The sequence below is a fragment of the Bordetella ansorpii genome (assembly GCF_900078705.1).
GTDB lineage: Bacteria > Pseudomonadota > Gammaproteobacteria > Burkholderiales > Burkholderiaceae_B > Bordetella > Bordetella ansorpii_A.
Map to the genome: position 1 here is coordinate 173,603 of NZ_FKIF01000006.1, position 21,517 is coordinate 195,119.

A 21,517-nucleotide genomic window follows, 5' to 3' on the forward strand; every position below is an offset into this window, starting at 1 on the left:
GAATGGGAAGTCCGCGGGAGAGCGGGTCAGGTCCGGTGGTTGAGGCGCTCGGCGATCCACTGGTCGATTTCGATCGAATCCCAGCCGACAGCGCGCACGCCCAGGCGCAGCGCCTGAGGGAACTGGCGCTTCTTCATCAGGTTGTAGATGTGGGCGCGTTTGAAGCCGGACTTCGCTTCGACTTCATCGAGCCGCAGGATGCGGCGCTCGTTCGGCGGGAGTACAGGGGTCTGCGACATGGCGGTCACTCCTGAACGCTCGGTGGCGTTTGTTGGCGTGACCTCTATTCAATAGACCTGGCTGCGGAAAGACATTGCAAATGCAATCTCCGCGATTGCACATACAAGCTGGATAACCTCATGCGCTTGCGCTACGAACGTACCTCTTAGCGTTGGCGAACTTTCCGTTTAAGGTGCGCTCAGTGATGCCCATGGTGCCGCCGTAGTGGGCGACCAATGCAGAGACAAGGGCCTCCTGCGTTTTGAAGCTGGAATAGGGCACGCCTGAAGGCGACTGGCTCAGCATCAGCGTCAACATCCCTCCAATGATGTTGAGATAGGTCGTTTCCGCCCGTTCGCTGATCTCGCATTGCTTGGATGCCAACAGCACCGAGGATTGCTTGAGTAGCGTGTCGTGCTGCTCCTGCAGTTCTCGCATCTCACGTCGGGCTTGTTCAAGCGCGGCCTGAAGGGCCAGCCGCTCCACGAGGATCGCCTGTCCTGTTTCCATGGTGATGAAAGGATGCGCCATGCGTTCGCCACGGCTGAACAGAAATCCTGGCCGGTGCTCGGGATAGTGGGTGCGCATCCAGCGTTTTAGATCGACATGGCGAACAGTCAGATCCAGAGAATTGAGCAGGTTCGGATCATTGAGCGTGATCCCGTTCTTGCCGTAGGGCAGCTCTCCGTTGAGGATGCCGTCATAGATACGTTCCGAGTGCAGCCGGCACTCATTCCATCGAGGGCAGTTCAGCGACCGAGGCAGGACACGCGGTGACGCGATCGTGGCCAGGATCATCGGGAGATACCGCAGCAACCCAGCCCATCGGATGGCCGCCTCGATGGGACGATAGAACACCTTTGATGTTGAAATGTCCTTGTGCATGTCTTCGTCTCCTTTCGGGTGCGCTACATCACCGGCTCCTTTCTTGCCCAAGGGCTGTTGTGTCGTTATGGCCTGCGACGGACGCTTGAGGCGATGCCCTAAGCGAAGGCGGAGGAGGCCATTGGCGTCCGCCGCAGGTGGCCTTGTCTTGCTTGATATGCAAGAATCGATCAGTTGCCGGCCCATCGAGCGATGAGGACGCAAGCTCGATATTGGCGCTCACGGTACCAGCGTCATAGGTGGCGCAAAGCCCATCAAGACCGATTTGGTATGGTCTGATATCCAGACGGTTCAAGACCAGCGAGTTGAAGCGTTCGACGCCCCTACGTCCAGTTGGGGACTGGAAATCAGCGGTTAGTGATGCATCGCTCCACATGCTGATATATCGACAAAGTATCTGCCGCAGTACCAGTGACCCTGCCAGGTTGCCCCAGCACATAGGAGACGGAGATGGCTGAACATTCCCATGAACATCAACATCACACATCCGGTCAGATGGGTAAGCACGGCCGACCATACGCCAAGTTCTGGGTGAACATGGTGTTGGGCCTCGTCGTCATGTACTTCGTAATGTTCAGCATGATCGACGGCGCCAGGGACTTCAGAAACAATCTCAACATGCTCTACATGGCGGTCACTATGTGGGCGCCAATGGGCATCTTCATGCTAGCGACAATGCCCGGCATGTTTCCAAACCGGCGGCTCAATCTCGTGCTGTACGGCTTGTTTGCCGTTCTCACACTCGGTTCTTTTGCCGCTACCCGTGCTCAAACCGGAATCGGCGATCGACAGTTCATCGCGTCTATGGTCCCGCACCATTCGGGAGCGATCCTCATGTGCCGCGAGGCGCAGCTCTCAGATCCGGAACTCGTCAACCTATGCCAAGCGATTTCCGATGGCCAGCGCGCGGAGATCGAGCAGATGAACCGGATTGCTGCACGCCTTCGTTGAGGCTGGCTGCCACTACACTGGCGCCGCGTTGCGCTCCGGCGAAGTTAGCCGCAGCGATGTAAAGATGAGTACTTGCGGTGTTCCGATGCCGGCGGTTGTGTCCTACAGCCGTCCAGGTGCCAGGTAGTCCACGCGACACCACCCCGCGCTGCCTGCGGAGCGAGCGCAAGTCATGATCGTCGCAAGTTGGAGTTCGATAGCGAACCCGCTCAGCAGCTGGACGCATCAGGCGTAACGACGGGTGGATGGATCATCCTTGGACGCTGGTGGAAGTGGTTGGATGAACTTTGTTGCCGAGGGCGAAAAACAAGGCTATAATTGAGTTCTTCGCTGATCACCACAGTGGAGAAAGTGATTGGGAAACAGAGACTTAGCGCTCTAGTGCATGACTCGTCTCCCGCTCCAAATTCAAAAAGGCCCAAACCCAGGTTTGGGCCTTTTGTTTTGTTCGCCCCGCGCCCCGGCGGCGCCATCACGTACGGTAGGCCATGGACTTTGCTCTGATCCTGTTGATCGTCATCGCGGCATGGCAGGTACTGCGCGTGCGCCATCAGCGCGCCAATATCTCGTTGCTGGGCCGCCACCTGGCCGACCTGAATCTCGAACGCCACATGGAAACGCTGACCCAGGGCTACACCCGGGCGATCCATGAAGAGACCGAAAACCGCCAGCTTCAGGTGCTGGAGACCTTCGCCCCCACCGAGCGCGCGGTGGCCGCGCAGATGCAGACGCTGGCCGCGTCCATCCAGAAAGACGACGCACAGCGCACCAGCATGGGCACCTATCCGATCTGCGTGCCCTATGCCACGCACCTGCTGCCCGCCTCGACGCAGCGGGATTTTCGTGCGCTGCTGCAGATCCATGCGAACGGACTGCGCCGCGCGGTGGACAATGAAGCCGGCTGGCCGCCCAAGACGCGCGCCTTTCACCTGTCCGCCGAGCTGTACCTGTTCCAGCACAGCTGCCACTGGTTCTGCAAGTCGCGCAACGTCGCCGATGCGCGGCTGATGCTGCGCCACCAGGTCACTCAAAAGAAGGTGCTCGAATCGGTTTCCGAGCCCACCCGCAAGGCGTACATCGAGTGGCTGCGGGGCCGCTGAGGCCCCACCCTCGCCAGGCCGACGGCCTATTTCACCGAGCTGCCGGCCTCCTGGCCCGCGACTTCCACATCGCTATCCCGGTCTTCACCAACTGATCCAGCTCGGCCGCGTGCCGCCCGCGGCCACCAAGCCCTGGGCGATGAATGCCTCCTGCACCGCCTGTTTGCGCCCGCGATCGGCGATGCGTTGGCCCGTTTAGCGCAAGGCGCGGCACCTGACGTTGACATCAGGTCTTTCTCTGTAGATAGGCTCTCCTGAGAAACCTCCAAGACGTCAGCAAATACGGTGCCGTGGCAGCCCGGTCTCTTCAACCCGCCCGGTCCCTTACCTCGACCCCCCTTGCCTGCGCCAGGCAAACGCAAAAAGTCAGCGCTGCTCCTCTCCGATTTATAGTGACCATCTCCCTCATATCAAGAACTTGAATTCATACTCCGCGCAGCGGCAAGGCGCCAGGCTTTGTGTTTGTTTGCATCTCATCGGACAGTGCGCCGTTTACGACACGCTTCCATGCAAACTCCACGCCTGCGGCGTCATACACTCCAGCTACGCTGACTGTCCCGCCTTGCAAGGATTTCCCGCCATGCGTCTGGCCCCCGCCATCTGCGCTGCCGCGCTCGCCACCGCCCTGTCACTGGGCGCCGCCCTGCCCGCCCATGCATGGGGCGAGGAGGGCCATTCCATCATTTCCGAGATCGCCAGCCGCCGCCTGTCGGCCGAGGCGCACAAGGGCGTCGAGGCCCTGCTGGGCAAGGGCGCCTCGCTGGCTTCGGTGGGCAGTTGGGCCGACGATGAACGCGTGCGCGATCCCCGCACCACGCGCTGGCACTTCGTCGACATCCCGCTGGCCAAGGAAGACTATCAACCCGCGCGCGACTGCGTGGCCGATCCCGACAAGGGCGACTGTATCGTGGCCGAGATCCTGCGCGAGCAGGCCGTGGTGGCCTGTCCCACGCGCCCGGCGTCCGACCGCAAGCGTGCGCTGATGTTCCTGGCGCACTTCGTGGCCGACATCCACCAGCCCCTGCATACGGTCAAGGAAAACAACGGCGGCAACGGCATCAAGGTCACCATCGCGATGCGCAACGGCGCCAACGGCACGGCGTCCGAAGACACCAACCTGCACGCCGCCTGGGACGCCGCGCTGATCCGCAAGACCGTGTGGGCCTGGGGCAGCTACGTGGACGTGCTGGAATCGAACTGGCTGCCCAAGGCGGACGCCAACCTGGCCGGCGGCACGCCCGTCGATTGGGCGCTGGACAGCCACCGCGCCGCCGTGAAGATCTTCGACATGCAGCCGCGCAACGACGTGCTGGACGACGCGTATCTGGCCAAGGCCCGGCCCATCCTGGATCGGCAACTGGCGGTGGGCGGCATGCGGCTGGCGCACCTGTTGAACCAGGCGTTCGCGGCGAAGCGCTGCAAGTAGAGGCAAGCCCCTCGCGGCAAGGCAGCCCGGCAGTCGCGGCTGCCAGGAATACGATGCCGGCGCTATTCCAGTTCGCGCGACTGCACGCGCGTGAACACGCCCTCGCCCTCTTCCACGAACGCCTTCATCAGGTGATACGCGATGGCGAACGGCTTGGGCGACGACAGGCCCTCGGGATGCGTGCCGGCGATCATCCCGGCCGCTTCGGCCCGCGTGAACCAGCGCGCGTCTTCCAGTTCGTTGTAATCGATGACGACCTCGCTGCTGACTGCGCGCGCGAAGCAGCCGATCATCAGCGACGAAGGAAACGGCCAGGGCTGCGCCGCGAAATAGCGCACCTCGGCGCAGGCGATGCCGGCCTCTTCCATCACCTCTCGCCGCACGGCGTCCTCGATGGTCTCGCCGGGTTCGAGAAAGCCCGCCAGCGCCGAGTACATGCCGGGCGCGAAGCGTTGCTGGCGGCCCAGCACGCAACGGTCGCCGTCGATGGCCAGCATGATCACCACGGGATCGACGCGCGGAAAATGCTGCGCGCCGCAGGCGTCGCAATCGCGGCGCCAGCCGGCGGCCGAAATGCGGCTGGGCGCGCCGCAATTGGCGCAGAAGCCATGCTTGTCGTGCCAATGCAGGATGGCCTTGGCGCCCCCGAGTTCACCCAGCACCGATGGCACGAACAGGCCGCGCGAGGCGATGCTGCGCAGGTCCATCAGGACCGTGCCGGGAAGCTGGGAAATCCGGTCGGAATCGGCAGCGGGATACGCCAGGGCGAACAACGCGGCGCCTTGTTCGTCCTGGCCCATGAAGATTTCACGCAAGGGTTCGCCCAGGCCAGCCAGTTGATCGGCGTCGAACAGGGGATCGATGCCTTCGTCGCGCGCGTCCAGCACCGGCACGTCTCCCGCGAAGACGAAATACCGGGTGGCGGCCTCGCGCCGGCGGGTGGCGACGTAATCGGCATCGTCGCGCCGCCCAGACAGGCGATCCAAGGGGTTCAGGCCGAAGTCGATCTGGGAAGACGAGTCGATGAAAGGCATGGTGTCAGCGAGGCAGTTGCGGCGCTGCTTACGGTAGCACCAAAGCCCCCATAGCGTCGATGCGATGGGATGCTCGCGCCTTTGGCGGGTTTGCCTCCGTCCTGGACGGGGCGCCTGGAGAGACAAGCCTTCGCCAATCATGCCGGACGCTGGCGACTGGTCAGCGGGCGGCGTGCGCCCCGGACACCCGGGTGATGCCACCGCCCGCCACGCCAGGCTGTTCGGGCAGGGCAATGCGCACGATCTCGCCCGCCTTGTCCACTTCGATGCCATCGCGGCCGATGCGATGCACGGTGACGGAATCCACCAACGTGTCCCCCACCGCATATGCGCGCGGCGCGCCGCCGTTGACGGACAGCACCGCCACTGCCCGCACACTGGACCACATCAGGCCGCTGGCCTGCACTTCGATTTTCAAAGGCCCAGGCACGAACCACTGCACCAGTTTGTCCTGGCTCGGGTCGGCGGCGGGCGCCGTGGCCATGGCGGGAGGCGCGGCGGGGGGCAAGGGCTCGAACAACAGATACCCCCACACGGCGATGGCGGACACGACGCCGACCAAGCCCATCAGGCGCACCAACGCGCGCGGATCGATGCGTTCAAGGGTTTGCATGGACATTTTCCTTGCGCAAACATCAAACTGCGCCAATTAGTGCCGTTCGGCGCGAGGATATTTATCTAAGACGAGTTTGACACGCCAAAACCGCCCGAATCCAGTGAAATTTCCGCGCCAAATCATTACGGACCCATATTCAGCAATTCGCGATTTCCAGTTCATCTATACATCACATTCTGGTAGTAGCCTGGGTTCCCACTTCCACTGCGTGGAGTTTGCCGTGACACGTGTCCGCCATGCGTTGCCCTCGCAAACCGGGCAAAAGGGCTTCACGCTCATCGAGATGATGGTCGTGCTGATGATCATCGGCATCGGCACGGCAGCCATCAGCCTGAGCATCCGGCCCGACCCGGCCCGCGTATTGAAGCAGGACGCGCAGCAACTGGCCCAGATGTTCATCATCGCCCAAAGCGAAGTGCGCCTGGACGGCCGCAGCATCGTCTGGCAGGCGGATCGCGAGGGGTACCGCTTCGTGCGATCGAGCTGGGTGATTCCCGACAATGACGTCATTCCCGTGCTGTCACCCGCCGCGGCGCCGGACACTTTCGCCCGCGACGATGCTCTGCGCCCGCGCCATTGGCAATCGGGCACCATGCAGATCAGCCCTCATTCTTCCGTCACCCTTGACGCTGAACGGATTGGCGCCCCCTGGGAGATCCAGCTATCGGACGGCACGTCCACCGTAGCGGTGGTGCGGGATGCGGTCGGACGGTTCTCGGTGCAGTAGACCACCCATCATGCACAAGCCCCTGCCCCGTCATAGAACCGCCCAGACCGGCTTCACGCTGATAGAGGTGCTTGTCGCACTCGCCATCGTGGGCATCGCGCTGGCGGCCGTCATGCGCACCATGGGGGTCATGACGCAGAACAACGGCAAGTTGCGCGACCGGTCGCTGGCCATGATGTCGGCCGAGAACCGATTGAACGAACTCGACCTGGAGCCAGGCGCCCCTGCCCCCGGCGGCCAGCGCTTCGCGTGTCCGCAGGGGTCTGCCCGCTTCATGTGCGAGCAGCGTGTCGACCTATTGAAAACCGGCTTCCGCAAAGTCACCGTGGATGTTTACGAAACTGACGACTCGCGCCGCTTGGTGGCCACCCTCAGCCGGGTTCTGGGGCGGGTGCAATGAGCGCCCGGCATCGCAGCCCGGCAACACGGAATGCGTCCAGACACGCCAAGGTGCTGCACACCGTCAAGCCTCCGGTATTTCATGGCGGCGACACCCATCCAAGCCCTCGTGGCTGTCGGACCAGTAACCCAGGGAATTCCCAGGCAGGATTCACGTTGATCGAGATCCTGGTGGCCATCGTACTGATGGCCTTCGTCAGCCTGATCGCCTGGCGCGCGCTGGACAGCGTCACGCGCACCAGCGCGCACCTGGATCGCAGCACCGAGGCCACGTTGTCCACGCTGCGCGCCTTGGAGCAGTTCGAACGCGATATTTCGCTGCGCGCCACGGTGGAGCTGCCGCTGTCGCCCGAAGACGGCAATCGGCCGAAGCTGGACGAGGACGGCTTGCCATTGCGCAAGCGGCTGCTGCCCGAAGCCCTGACCACCGAACGCGGGCGCGTACCGTTCCGCATCGAGATCGTGCGCGCGCTGCCCGACGCCACAGGCACGCTGCAGCGCGTGTACTGGTGGATAGAGCGCGGCACGCTGTATCGGTCGGCGGCTGCGCCCTCCGATCATTTTCCGCTGCCCGCACCCGATGCGCGTTCGGCCGTTGCTGTATTGCAGGATGTACAGGATTTCGACGTGCGGGCCTGGCGGCCCGGTGCGGGATGGACCCGGCTGCCCTATACCGCGGAATCGAGACAGAGCAGCGGATTGGAAGTGATCATCGCGCAGCGCACCGACCGGGGCGATGAGCGGTATCGGCGGGTGATTGCGCTGCGGTAGGCAAACGCAGCGTATGCGGTGATATCGATGAATGGCTTCGGCCGGCCATAGTCTCAAGCCACCAGAGCGATGCCTGAAAGGGGGACCGGCATTCGGCACGATAGCGGTTGCCACACAGCGCTGCGATACAGAAATCACACTCTATCGGGAAGCACCGCACTGCGACATTGGACGGATTCGTCGCATTTACCACGCAGGACCCACTCCCCGCCACACGCAAGTGGCGGGGAGGATCAACGCTTACGGCGCCAGATTGCGGCGCTCTGCGTCGGTCAGGCGACTGCGGCCCTGGGCGTCCAACTGCCCATTGCCCACCACCTGGATGGCGCTGCCCGCGTCATAACTGACGGGCTGGCCACGCGGGCGCTCGGGACGCTGCGCGGGCGCCGGCGCGCCTTCCTCGCCGAAACCCAGCACCTGCACCGAGATGATGGACGGCAGGTTCTGGCGCGCGGCGGCTTGCGAGCGGGCCACCGAGTCCTGAGCGGCCGAGGCCGCGGACGTGGCGGCCGAACTGGCAGACGTCAGCGCTCCGGTGTTCACCACCGCCACCGTCGGCACGCCCACGCTCTCGCCCTGGGACTTGATGTTGGCGGCGTTCACCACTTGCAAGGCCGCGATGCTGACATTGCCTGATGCACGAATGCCGGCCTCGCCCGCGTCGATGGTGCCCAGCGGCGCGTACAGGTCCACGTCGCCCGGCGCCACCTCGGGCAGCGGATCCAGCGTCGCGAAACCCGCGCCCGTGGATGGCGCCGAGGGCGCCAGCGCCACGTTGCCCAGCGAGTCGTACACGCGCCGCACGGGCGTGTAGACCAGCGCCGTCTTCGAGCCTCGGCCCGCGTTGATGTCGCCCTGCACCGCCCACGCCAGGATGTCGCCGCCAAAGCTGGTCATCACGCGGCTCTGGCCCAGCAGCACGTCATCCAGCGAGAACAGCTGGATGTTGCCCGAGCCCTGCGTGATGACGCCGGCCGTCCCGTTGATACCCGGCGGCGGCAAGCCCTCCAGACCGTAGATCTGGCTGCCACCCGGCGTCATCACCTGGATGTCGCCGCCGAAGCGCGTCTGGATGCCGGCATCGCCGAACAGCGTGACATCGCCCTGGTAGGCAATCTGCTGGCCCGCTGCGTCGGTCGAGGGGAACAACGCGGCGATGGCCTGCCGACCGCGCAGGTAGCTGCCGAAGCGTGCGCCATCGCTGTCGTTGTACTCGCGCCCACCTGCCTTCAATTCGGCGAAGTAGACGTTGCGCGCGTAGACGCGCTGCTGTTCCGCCGGCAGGGCGTTGAAGAAGGCCACGGCATCGGTGGTGCCGTCGTACTGATAACTGCCTGACGTGCCGCTGCCGTAGCGCGTGCGCAGCCAGTTCACCAAATGCAATTGGCCGGCCTGCTGGTAATCGCGGTCCAGGTCGCGCCTCGGGGCCGTCGTGTCCGTGGCGCGGGCGGCATCCAGCTCTGCCTGCTTGGCCTGCAGGAAGCGTTGCGCGCCAGCTTCATTGCCGGTGTAGCCGTAGTTGTCCGTCAACCACTGCCCCAGCGTCAGTTCGCCGCTGTACACGTGCACCACCTTGCCCGGCTGGTCGGCCAGGGGCTGGCCTGCCAGGGCAATATTGGCCGGATCCAGATATTGCTTCAGGAACGCGGTGTAGTCGGGACCGAACTTGCCCGCGCCCACCGTGATGGCGATGTTGGCGCCGCTGTTCTGGTCGTTGGGATCGATGTTGATGATGGGACCCAGGCTGTTGATGGAAGCCTGGTTCTCTTGGCGCAGGTTGCGGCCAGCGGTGATTTCCAGCGTGCCGGGGCCGGCGACGTTGAAGCTGCTGAAGATGATGTCGCGGCCCGCGGAGACGACGGAGATGTCGTCGGGGTTGGAGTGGACGAAGAGGTTGCCGGCGGATGTGCCGTTTTCCGGCCCAAAACCTCCAGTAAGTTCACGTGGCACTCCACCGGGCGCTCCCAGGCGCGTACCAGATCCCACGATATCTCGACCCGCCATCATCCACACAGGGCCGGCACTTTCGTACCAAGTTTTTCCCGAGTCGTTAAAGGTGACGATTTCGCCTGTCCTCAAGCCGACGATATCTCCTTGTGCCGCATATATGCGTGCTGCAAGCTCGTTGTCCCGTTGCCCCTGCACAGACGTATCTGGACCAAAAGCCATGATCGGAAACCGCCCGAGCGCCGGAGACACCCCATCGGCATTCAGATTACTAGCCACCAGGTTGCTACCCGAGAGCACTGCGTCCATCGTGCCGACAAAGGCAGCCTTATACGGCGTTGGGGCCACGCTGGGATCGGCACCAGAAACACTGACCGAGTACCCGGCTGCATAGATCGAGTCTTGCGCCAACAGATGCATGCTCGAAGAATCGGAAGGTGCCAAGACGATCGAGTAATCCCCCGTGCCAAAGTAGATGGAACCACTGGCAGCCACCGCCTTGAATATCGAAGGATATACAAAGCGGCCGTCGGTCTGCGAGTAGTTCTGGCCCGATACAGGAGTAGGGATCGAGGTGCTGGCAAGCAAGGCATCTGCCTGCGTGCTGGGCAACAACGTGCCTCCCGCCGATAAGAGATTGATTGCAGAACGATCCGTCCACAATGAGAACCAGCTCAAGCCTCCCCCGAGATACGTAGTATCCCCGACGCTGAACGGTGTGGAATTCATTAGCGACACTCGGCCCGGATCTCCCGCGCCTGCCAAGACCAGATCACCGCGCGCAGACACACTAATCGGTGAATCCCCAGGCACGACAACAAGACCTCCGAATCCCGTGAAACGGGTGGCCCGAAGAGGATCGGTAGCCACCAAACTGGTGCCTCCGTAGACTGGCGTGAGGCTACCCACAGATGCAGCAACAAGCGCAGTATTTCCGCGCAGATTTGTCAAGGCACCACCCAGACCCGTTTGTACAGGCACGCTGGCGGCCGATCCCAAGTTCAAGTATGAATAAGGATTCAGTTGCCCACCAATCCGAACATCAAGGTCGCCCCCTCCCGTCAGCGTCAACGCCCCCGCCTCTCCATCCACGCGGCCCGTGCCCGCCACCGCCAATACGAGACCCTGACTGCGCGGGATGTCATTCTGCGTAGCCCCCCCGCGCTGGGTCAGCGTTCCAGCATCGCCACCCGCCAACAGGGTCAGATTTCCGCCACCCAGGGTACCGATACCGGTAAACCCAGACAGATACGGCATGTTCTTCCCGGAAAATGTGGATCCGGACGAAAAGAAAGGCTCTCGCGTATAGGTACCGAAGTTGATCCACCAAGCCGTATCGACAGCATCTGCAGCACTGCCCGATCCCGTCCCCTGGCGCCACAGCCAATTACCGACGCTCGCACTCGAATTTTGAATACGGTCCGTGGTCGTGAGGGATTGACCGGAAGATGTGAATCCTATGCTGTCCCCAGCAACGGTTCCTCCAGCGCGTAGCAACAAGTTCCCGCCATTAGTCGGATAATAAGCCGCATAAAGGCTGGTGCTGCTCTGGTTAACGAATTGCTCGTAGGCACTGCCTTCAGCGCCAAGCACCGTAGACCCAGTCACGTTGTACGTTCCTCGCGGCAGATCGTAGTCCTGCGAGATCGCTGATTGCGTACCCGCGGTGTATACACCGTACAGCGATTGCATACTGAAATCGCCAGCAGCCAACAGATCCATATCTCCCGTACCCGTGCGTAGTACGCTGAATACGGGGTACAGATTGGTCGTGCCACTGGTGGCAATGTGCGCGTCGTTCAATGTCAGATTGCCCTGCTTTGCCGCCACGGTAGCCCGCATATCCGCAGCAGCCGTATCCGCTCCCGCCACCAAACGCATCGACCATGACAATGAACCCTCCGGCAACATGCGTGCAACGGCCCAGTTGTAGCCTTGCTGCCCATTCGATGCCGTACGTTCGCGCAATGCGATGGACGTCGCATTGCCCACCAGCTTGACGCTGGCGTTCCACGGCACGGTGGCGCCTGCCTTCATGGCCAGATTGCCATTCTGTGTCACGGTGGCCGGCAGCGGCACGCCAGCCGGCCAAGTCATCGCCCGCACGGGCGTACGTGCCACCAGGACGCTGCCGGCGCCCAACCGCATGCCTGCGGCCAGTGATGCAGCCTCGGCCAACTTCGTTCCGGCTGCATAAAGCACCACGCCCGTCGAGCTATAGATCGGCGCGGCCAGCACAGTACCGGCCGGCACCACCAACGCGCCTCCCAGCGTAAGGTCGGCGCCAGCCACGGTGCCTGCATTCAGGAACAAGGCCTTGATCGGCACAGGGAAGTTCAATGTGGCGCCAGCGGGATAGGTCGTGCCATCGGCCACCGTCACCAGGCCGCTGCGCGGTATTACCACGTCACCACCGAATGCCTGCTGGCCTGCCTTCAACACCCATCCATTGTCATCGGGCGTCACCAACCCATCGGGTAGGTAAAACCCGTCGGTGAAGCTGCCATTGATATCCAGGTTGCCAGCGGCGCGCATCGTCAGCACGCCGGGCTCGCCCGAGCCGTAGACCGAAGTCTGGGCACTATGCGGATTCAGGCTGGCATAGCGGTGGCCAGCCAAACTGACATCGCCCACCACGCGCAGGTCGTGGGCAGTGACAATCTCCACCCCCGGGCGCAAGTGGAAAGCATCCTGATACGTCAACAAGCCCTGCAGCTTGCCCGCCAGCGTGCCGCCGCCACGGATGTTGGCCAGGGCAGCGTTCATGAAGGCGAGGCTTTGCAGGTTCTTCTTGTCCAGGTACGCCTGGTCGACCAAGCGATATGCCTTGCCACTGGCGGCGTCACTGCCCGGTCGCACGACGGCGTCGGCATCCGCGTCCTGGGCGGCATCGTTATCCGCATAGCGTTGATTGGCGACCAAGGCAATGGTTTGCGCACCCGAGATACCCACATTGCCGCGGGCATCGACGTCCACGTCGCCTGCCGTCACACCGCCCAGACGCGGGGCGTAAAGCGTCACCGTGCCCCGCGGCAAGCCGTCGTTTCCTGAGACAACCTCGGTGCCCGCACGCAGATCCATCCGCGCGCCGTCGGCCAACACCAGCGTGCCCTTGCCCGAGTTCAGTTCGATCACAGCGCGGTTGGGTGCGTCGATGATCTTGCCGTAGCTGTCCACGCGAAGCGCCGTGCCATGGGCATCCAGCACCGACGATCCCGTCAGCGTGAGGCCGCGGCCCGCGGACAGGCGGATGCTGCCCACCTGGTCACCGCTGGCGTCGATCTTGCCCTGCACGGTCAGGGTGCCATTGTCCACGGACACGTCGACCTCTCTGGCGCGCAATTCGTCGCCCACCACGAGATTCAGCCCTTCTTCCTTGATCTGGAAGCTGCGGCGGCCGAATACTTGTCCTTCGGTCAAACGCTGGTTCAAGCCGGAGAAATCGGCAATGCGCTGCCCGCGCAGCTCAATGCCGCCATAGCCGTAGGACACCAAGGTGCCGCCCGCATCGTATTGGCCCGACGTGGCGCCCAGGATATCGCCTTGCAGGTCGATGACACCAGCCGAAGCGTCCAGTGCCGTCGCGGTCAACTGGCCAGCCTGATGGTTCTGGGCAGACAGGTCGATGGTAGATCCGACCGCCTGCGCAATGTTTCCAGCACGGCTTTCCAATATGACATCGCCCCCCCAGCTGTACTGGCTGACGTCAAAGAAATCGATCTTGCGGCCAGACACGTCGATGCGCGAGTTGCCTGCCAATGCCACATCGCCTTGCGCCGCCAGCGTCAACTTGCCGCTCGGCAAGGCAATCGTGGTACCGACATTGACACTGCCGCCATCGAGCGCCAGTTCCGCGCCCAGCACATCAGTCGTCACGTCAGCAGACGTACCTTGGGGGCGGCTCAGCGTGATGGCGCCGCCCGCCTTGATCCGGCTGACCGAGCCGGCCTCGCCCGTCACCAGCGGCGTATTGATGTTGAGATTTCCGCCCTCGTAGGCGTAGCCGCTGCCCACGGCGTACGCACCACGCGATGCGTATACCGAAAGCGTCCCCTGGTGATTCGCAGTGAAGCGGTCGCTGGCGTTCAAGTTGACCGTACCGAAACCAAGTGCCATGCGATCTAGGCTGACGCTGCTCGCGCGCGCGCTCGGGCCATAGCCCAGTTCGATACGTTGCGCTTCGATGTTAAGCGTACTCGACCCCGTGCCGACGCCGTCCGTCACGATGGCGCCAGGCGTTCCGGTAGCGCCGTTCCAGACCAATGTGGAAGTGCCGATCGTCGCGACATCGCTGGCCGACCCCGCACCATAAATGGCGGGCGTGCTCAGCACCAGGCGGTCTAAAGACGAAACCCCCGTGACGGGATCCCGGGTATCCAGCGCCACAGTGCCAAAGAAATTCAGCGAATCCCGTGCAGTGAGCACAAGGTTTTCGAGTGCGGGCGCACCGTATTCCGTGTCGCCCGACAGCAAGCGGTTCAACAGAGCCTGGTTCAATGTCAGGCCATTCGGAACCAATTGCCGCGAGGCAGCCTCAGCAAGGCTTTCCGTGCTTCCCACATTGAACGCGCTGACCAGCAAGGACAGGTTGCGCGTTCCATATCGAACGGCATCGCCGAACTGGATGTCTCCCTCTGCTATCAGCGCAAGAGTCCCTTCGGAATACAGACGCGTCGTATCCACACACGCGTTGCCGCATACGCCAATGGACAGCCGAGACGTCGGGCCATTGCCCAGCGCAGACTCTGGAGCAACCAGATCAAGCCATCCATTGGATGCGGCCACGACCGCAATGCTTCCCTGATTTGCGTCTAACACTTGCGGAATGTAGTAATAGCCTTGAGACGAATCGTAGGCTACCGATCCCTGGCCTATAGTATTGATACTGGCGCCAGGTTCGATCGTGATGGCTCTATTTCCAGTCCTATAGGACGAAATGAGGAATACTTCGGGCGCGCCCAACTGTGCCCCCGAGCGCAGAACGATCTCTCTGGTGCTGGAAGAGTTATCCGCGCCGAACACCATGGCATTGCCGTTCTCGCCATACGTTGCACTGGCATATCCGCCGATCTGCAACCGTGGCGCCCTCAGGGCGTTCAACTGATCGGACTGCAAGGTTATGCCTGCATACCCAGGCGTAGCCGTGGCCCCCGCGCCAACAATCTCGATCTGTCCGCCACCGCCGCCGTCAACACTTACCGCTCCGCCATAGCCCCCTTTGGCGCCTTGGAACAGCGCGGTACCCTCGAATCGGAACGCAGGGATCTCTGCTGTGGCACCAGGTTTGAAGGACAACCGTAGCGTTCTGGCGTCGGCGGGCGTCAGCGCGCGGGCTACCCCCAGGCGTTCCGCGTCGGCCAGAACGAAGTCAGTAAAGCTCGTCTCATTGTATTGGGAGTACTTGCGCAGCGCGTCGGCAGAGGTCACCGTGACCTGGGTGGACAGGCTGTCGGAAATCCCCATCGGGCGAGATACCGTTGACGTATTGGCCGTGGACAAGCGTCCAGAAACAGACCAAGACCCGTTCCGCAGACCGATAGTGCGATTCGCCACGCTGGCACTGGCGGCGCCGTTCAACTCGACACGAAACGCCCCAGGCAGTAGTGCGTACGTGGATGGCAGCAGCGTGTAAGTGCCGGCGGGCAGGCCGGGAACGCCGGCGCCAACCGTGATCTGGCGTCCGACATTGGGATCGACCGCCCCTCCTTCCGCAGCCACCGGCGCATAGGTCGCCTGGCTGCTCGGCACAATGGCATACACCGGATTCGTATCCAGCCCCGGCAAGGCGAAACTGCCGCTGGCGCTGTTCTGTATCAACGGCCGGAAGCGCGCATCGGTGGAACCGCCTCGACCCGACACGAAGCCCGCGCCTGTCAACTCGCCACCGCCAGAGAGGTCAAGCACCGCTCCCTGCTGCACTTCGATCATCTGGCCATTGAGTACGATTCCACGGCCTTGGCTGCCCACCCCTTCCAAGATGACATCCTGCCCTGCGTATTGATAGGCAATGCCGTCGGTCGTGCCTCCGTAAGGCATGGTCAAGCCCTCGGCACTGACAGAGGTCAAGCTACCGGGAAGCAATACGACGCGCACGGGCACACCAACTGCCAGCGACTGTTCGCCACCGATCTTCACGCTTCCAAGGGGTGCACGCACGACGCCGCCCTGCTCGATAGTACTGGCACCCAATGTCAACGAGCCAAATACGGAATAGGGCGCAGCGGGTTCCACCTCAGTGGATCGGCCAATGGAAAGCTTGAAATCAGGGTCGAAGAGAGCGCTACCGTCGCTACTATTTCCCCACAGTTTCCCAACGAGGACCCGAGCCCCTACACCTGTGGCAGGATATATCTGCGCGGCGGAAAGGCTGATGTTTCTGGGGCTGACCAACTCCGTGGTGACATTGCGAATAATTTCACTTGGCGACACACCTGCCAAAAATCGAATATCGCCGCGACTGTACAGGTTGACGTCATTGAAGGTGCGCCGCTCCACGTCAGTACCGCCAACCGAGCCCTTCGCGCCGAAGCGCACGGCGTCACGTATGTCGATCAGGTCTGCCGTGGCATGGAAACTGGCGGCGGTGAAAAGCCGCGTGTCTCCGTCAGGGAGAACCGGGTTGGTTAATACAGGACTGGTCACCCCTTGGATACCGACCCCGGCCAGGCGGATGTAGGGCGCGGCGAGATTGACGCGCGTAGCTTCCGAGGCCCCCTCGGACAGCGCCAAAGCCCTCGCGTAAATACGCAGGCTCTGCCCCATGTCGAGGTTCACGTCGCCATCGAAGCTGATCAACCCATTGCTGTGCAGGACGAGGTCGTCAAAGCCGCCAGCCGCGACCTGGTCCATGCCCAGCGCGGCTTGGCCGTATACCAGACCCTCGGTCTGGCCCGGAACCACCCCCGCCGCCAGCGCGCTGACGCCTTTCTGCTGACGAAGCAGGAGCTCGCGTGGCCGCGTCACAGCGGAGTTCAATCCCGCTATTGCATATACGGGCGTCTCCAAACCGATCATCAGCGTCCCGCCGGCCGCACCGCTGCCTCCGGACACGGCCCTGAGCTCGCCGTCCAGATACAAGCCATTGGAGGACGACAACGTGATGCTGCCACCGTTACTGGCTACCTCTTGTTCGCCTTGGCCTTGCACGTACAGGCTGCCGGACGTACCCGAGGCATCGAGGACGGCGCCCGGCCTGACCACCACGAACAAATCGGCCGCTCTGACCGTACCGGAGGCCTCGTCAACGGCTCCTCCGACAACAATGCTGCCGCCCGCCGTGATCTTTCCATAACGACGGTTCTGCTGATCCACGGCGGTGACGGACGAGCCGGACACATCGAGTACAGCATGTTCGCCGAGCCAGATGGACCTGGAGTGTGGTTGCCCAACACCGTAATTGACGCCCGCAGTATTGGTCGCGTCCGTCAATTCTGGCGTGATTATCTGCAACAGCGAAATTTGGCCACCACGGGCATTCAGCTTACCGTCCACCGTCAACTGACCAGAAGCCTGCAGCGTCATCGACGCGCCAGGATCGACATTGATCACGGCGTTCTCGCCGATGCTCAGCGTGGCCAACCGGTTCGACTCGGTAGAGCCAGCACTCAACGTCAAACTGGCGACCTCGCGCTGTCGCAACACGCCATTGGCGCGGTCTTCCAAATAGACGGGCGGTGTCCAGACTTGCAGCGCATCGGCCACGGATGTCGCTTGGACACCGCCTTGGGCGAGCATAAGGACAGGCATCCGAACGTCCAGCGCACTGCCCGCCAAGACACCCAAACCGGCTTGGCCCCGAACCTCGTAGTGCGAGAAGCCCTTTTCGAAGAAAGCCTGGTTCAGCGCGAGCACGGGCAGCACCGAAGCATCACGACTCAGTGTCGCGCCAGCAGGAATCAACGTTCCTGCGGCGAGCGTTATATTCATCGGGGCAGGAGTGCCTGCTGCCAACGTCGCAGGTACGGGAGTGATGGGGAATCCGCCAACAAAGACCCCTTCCGGCACCTGAAATGAAATATTCAACGCGTTAGAGAAAGAAGAGAAAATCGTTACTTGCGACCCTTTCGGTATAACAACACTGCCGGGCGCAGTGTTCCTTGTCACGGAAACAGACGATGAGGTACCGGCAGGATTAATGTAGTTAATAATGACCGGACCATTGCTCGTTCCGCTGGGTACCGGAACAACCCAATCCCCGCTCAATAATATGCTGAGTGCCTTATTGAACTGAACGGCAGCAACGTACTCTCCAGGAAGCGCGCGATCCTTGAGATAACTGTAGTCAACGGGCAGAGCATCACCGGCCAACACCTCCCAATCCGCACTCAGCAAAAGATCCGTCCTGGCAACCTCCCCACCTTGGAGAATGTCGCCATGACTCAACATCTCACCTCCGATACCGACCGTCGAACCGGACTCTACGCTAAGTTTTCCTCCTGCCTCGACACCAAAACCACGGATCTCACCCCTCAGCCGGATGATCCCAGGGATAGCGTTCAACGCACCGACGTTCGCGCTTAACGTGACATCACCGCCACGACCGCTGTGCCTTAACGTGCCATCTATGTCCAACACCCCACCCGAGGAAACATCGATAACACTTCCGTCTTCCAACGTAATATCGCCATGGCTACGCAAGACCACCGAGCCACCGTTCACATAGGGCAGACCATTGCGGTTGTTCGGATCAAGCAACAGGTTGGTCCAGATACCACGTGCGTCGAGCGTGACACCCTGGCCTATCACGACCTGAGCACCAGCGTCATTGGCATAACCGAGCTGCGCATCCCCCAAGACAATATCGCCGCTCCGGGCCACAAGATCAGCGTGTACCTGCACGTCTGCGGCGGTCAGGTCGATCCTGCCACCGTTCTCCACCTGCAGCGTAGAAGTCACCGACACGTTGCGGCTAAGGCTGGTAATGCTTCCCAACCGGAACCGGTTCAGCGCTTCACTATCCAGATAAAGCGTGTTGACCCGATCCTCTGGCAGTGCCACGCCCAGGCCCAGCGCGTCAGCCAAGGAGGCTTGGCCTGTTCCAAAGACAATCGATCCATCAACAGCGGCCAGATTGGCCGGGCTATAGCTCAACACGCCAGTATCGGCATCGTAGGCAAGCAGGTAATCGCCCAGCATCAACCTGGCGCGACGCGCGGCGGCGGTCTGGGATTGGTTGTAGCCATCCAGGTTGGCCTGCGGCCTGTCGACCTGGCGATCTCCCTGAAACACCTCGGTGATGATGTCGCCTTCCAGCACGGCGGACTCGGTGGACACCATCAGCGTGCCCGCATCGCGCCCCACGGTGTATCCCGCCTCGTAGACACGGCGCGGCCCGATCAAAGGGCTGTAGAAATTGCGGGTGGCTGACTCCCCCCAACGCGCATGAGTGTCTTCATACCCGTTGTACAGGCCCTGGTACAGCATGTCTCCCGGCGCGGAGGACACGCTGTACAGACGGCCGTCTTGACCGCGCAACCAGCTCATGTTGATGTAGCCGGACTGCACATCCAGCGTACCGCCAGAAAGATTGATGCGAGATCCGGCTTGCGTCACCACCTCTTTTCCGCCGAATAGCACGGTGCCGCCCTGGGCCATCCATTCGCCCGCCGTGTGGCCACTGTTCGCCAGGTAACCGCTGACCTCCAGCAAGCCTCCCTTGGTGTACCAACGGTCCGGCGTACCGTTGGGGTTGGTCTCGGCGTTGTAGTCTCCCTTTACGAACACCAGATCGCGACGGTCCACCCACACGTCATTGCTGTTCAGCGTTCCACTATCGCGGTTGACGGGGGCATCCCGCTGCTCGTTCCCCTGGATGTTGATCGACAGATTGTTCGACTCCATCGCCACCCGGACGCCGACGGCTCCCGAAACGTCCAGGGTGGCATCGCGTTGCACCAGCGTTCTGCCGCCAGCAGTAACGGCGATCTGTCCGCCAGTAGCCAGCGTAAGCGACCCGCCTTGGACATCGACCGTGCCGTTGCTGGCAATTTCGATCAGTGATTGGTCGCTACGGTAATAACGGGAAGCCCCCGTTTCGTTGAGCTGAGCCAATGCGGCGGTCCGACGAGAATCCAGCGCCGTCAAATCGTCGTTGGCATCCAGCAGGATGGCGCTGGTGGCCTGCGGCGCCAGCGTGATGCTGCCGACCTGGCCCGCGGCCTCTCCAGACTGCGTGGCCGTGGTCAGGTGCAGGGTGCCGCGTACATCGACCGAGGTCGAGGACACCAGCACCCCTTGCTGGCGTACGTCAGTGCCTGTCAGGGTGACGTCACCCGTGGTGGCCATCAGCAGGCCGGTGTTCTCCACCAGAGAAGTAGTGGAAAGCTTATTGCGAACGGCAGTGACCTGATTGCCGCGCGTGGTGGAATACTGGTTGCCATCGGTACCTTGGCCGCGGCTGATGACGAAGTCGTCCCCCGCCGCCAGCAAGGCCTGGCCGGAGGGCGTGGAAATGGTGCCGGCATTTCTCACTTCGCTGCCCATCAACAGCACATATCCGCCCCCTTGCGTGGCCGTCTCTGGCGCGCGCGTGACGATGCTGGCACCCGCCTGCACCTCTACCGCCCCTTGGGCGCCTGAGAATGCCGGCGAGGAACCATTGGAGAATATGCCGCGCTGGATGAACTGCTCATCAAGCACATTGATGGTCTGCCCGTTCTCGGTGCGTGTCTGATCGACCCGCGTTGCGGCCACGACCAGATTGCGCACATTGACTTGACTGCTGCCGGAGAACACCACGCCGTTCTGGTTGACGACCATGACGGTGCCGTTGGCCTGGATCTTGCCTTGGATACGACTGGGTTCGGCGGAAGCGCCAACGACCTTGTTCAGCACGGCGTCCGTCGACTTCTGGTCGAAGACCAGCGTAGTGTTACGTCCGACGTTGAAGGTGTCCCAGTTCAAGATGGCTTTGCTGGCCGTCTGCTTGACCGTCAACTTGAACTGGCCATCACGCTTGAAGAGCACCGGCCGTTCGGCGCCACTCCACTCCAGGAGGTTCCCGTCGGCATCACGGTCCCACAACCCGCCCTTGCGGTTGCCATCGCGCACCGAAGGTTCGTCCTGCGCAGCCCGGCGCGCCGCTTCCTGCATCGCCACCTGCTGGGAGATGGCTGATGCGCTGCGATTCAGGTTGGCAATGGATTGCTGCAGCCGCTGCTGGGCCTGCTGCTGTTGCTGCGCCGCACGGTTGGTGGATGCCCCGCCCGTTACCACGGGCGTACGTGTAAACGCGGGATTCTTGGAAGAGCCGGATTGCGCAAACCATGCCCCGCCCGCGGCATGCGCCGCCGCCGGACCGCCAGCCAACAGCAACACCGCCACCGCATGCGCCAGGGGCGCCAGGCGGAACACGGGAGTTGTTGAATTCGCCGAGGCTACGCTTTGGCCAAGCTTGCGGACGATGCGTTTCGATGCCAACGATTTGCCTTGCATGGTTGTCCT

General features: G+C 62.4%; 11 protein-coding genes. 6 read left to right on the plus strand and 5 right to left on the minus strand.

Translation table 11 applies throughout. The annotated features are described in order from the left end of the window. Positions 1–26 precede the first annotated feature (26 nt). Complete coding sequence (locus A6745_RS11230) at positions 27–239, minus strand: AlpA family transcriptional regulator (RefSeq protein WP_003090093.1); 213 nt, start codon at positions 237–239, stop codon at positions 27–29. Positions 240–357: 118 nt separating this feature from the next. Continuing rightward, positions 358–1,104 (minus strand): hypothetical protein, encoded by a 747-nt coding sequence (locus A6745_RS11235; RefSeq protein ID WP_003098991.1) that lies wholly within the window; start codon positions 1,102–1,104, stop codon positions 358–360. A gap of 450 nt (positions 1,105–1,554) precedes the next feature. Here A6745_RS11235 and A6745_RS11240 point away from each other — a divergent pair, with 450 nt between their 5' ends. From A6745_RS11240 to A6745_RS11250, 3 genes are all read left to right on the plus strand, one after another. Continuing rightward, positions 1,555–2,055: a DUF305 domain-containing protein gene (locus A6745_RS11240; protein ID WP_003098996.1), complete on the plus strand. Its 501-nt coding sequence runs from the start codon at positions 1,555–1,557 to the stop codon at positions 2,053–2,055. A 488-nt stretch (positions 2,056–2,543) separates the two neighbouring features. Further along, positions 2,544–3,155, plus strand: a complete 612-nt coding sequence (locus A6745_RS11245) for a hypothetical protein (RefSeq protein WP_066126891.1) — start codon at positions 2,544–2,546, stop codon at positions 3,153–3,155. Positions 3,156–3,735: 580 nt separating this feature from the next. Next, a complete protein-coding gene (locus A6745_RS11250; RefSeq protein WP_066126892.1) occupies positions 3,736–4,581 on the plus strand; it encodes a S1/P1 nuclease in 846 nt (281 codons plus the stop codon). A 62-nt stretch (positions 4,582–4,643) separates the two neighbouring features. Here the strand turns inward: A6745_RS11250 and nudC are convergent, their stop codons facing one another. Further along, positions 4,644–5,615 carry an NAD(+) diphosphatase gene (nudC, locus tag A6745_RS11255; protein ID WP_066126893.1) on the minus strand — a complete coding sequence of 324 codons (972 nt, stop codon included), beginning with the start codon at positions 5,613–5,615 and terminating at the stop codon, positions 4,644–4,646. A 160-nt stretch (positions 5,616–5,775) separates the two neighbouring features. Next, positions 5,776–6,228, minus strand: a complete 453-nt coding sequence (locus A6745_RS11260; RefSeq protein ID WP_066126895.1) for a hypothetical protein — start codon at positions 6,226–6,228, stop codon at positions 5,776–5,778. 223 nt (positions 6,229–6,451) lie between these two features. Here A6745_RS11260 and A6745_RS11265 point away from each other — a divergent pair, with 223 nt between their 5' ends. From A6745_RS11265 to A6745_RS11275, 3 genes are read left to right on the plus strand one after another with little or no spacing between them, the layout of a single operon-like run. Continuing rightward, positions 6,452–6,958, plus strand: coding sequence for a prepilin-type N-terminal cleavage/methylation domain-containing protein (locus A6745_RS11265; RefSeq protein ID WP_197488136.1), 507 nt, complete (start codon positions 6,452–6,454; stop codon positions 6,956–6,958). Between the two features lie 10 nt (positions 6,959–6,968). Further along, positions 6,969–7,358, plus strand: a complete 390-nt coding sequence (gene gspI, locus A6745_RS11270) for a type II secretion system minor pseudopilin GspI (protein ID WP_066126897.1) — start codon at positions 6,969–6,971, stop codon at positions 7,356–7,358. Then, on the plus strand, positions 7,355–8,128 hold the full coding sequence (locus A6745_RS11275) for a PulJ/GspJ family protein (RefSeq protein ID WP_082853019.1): 774 nt from the start codon (positions 7,355–7,357) through the stop codon (positions 8,126–8,128). The genes gspI and A6745_RS11275 overlap by 4 nt, the downstream gene beginning before the upstream one ends. A gap of 240 nt (positions 8,129–8,368) precedes the next feature. Here A6745_RS11275 and A6745_RS11280 read toward each other — a convergent pair whose 3' ends face one another. Then, on the minus strand, positions 8,369–21,508 hold the full coding sequence (locus A6745_RS11280) for a filamentous haemagglutinin family protein (protein ID WP_082853020.1): 13,140 nt from the start codon (positions 21,506–21,508) through the stop codon (positions 8,369–8,371). Between the last annotated feature and the right edge of the window lie 9 nt (positions 21,509–21,517).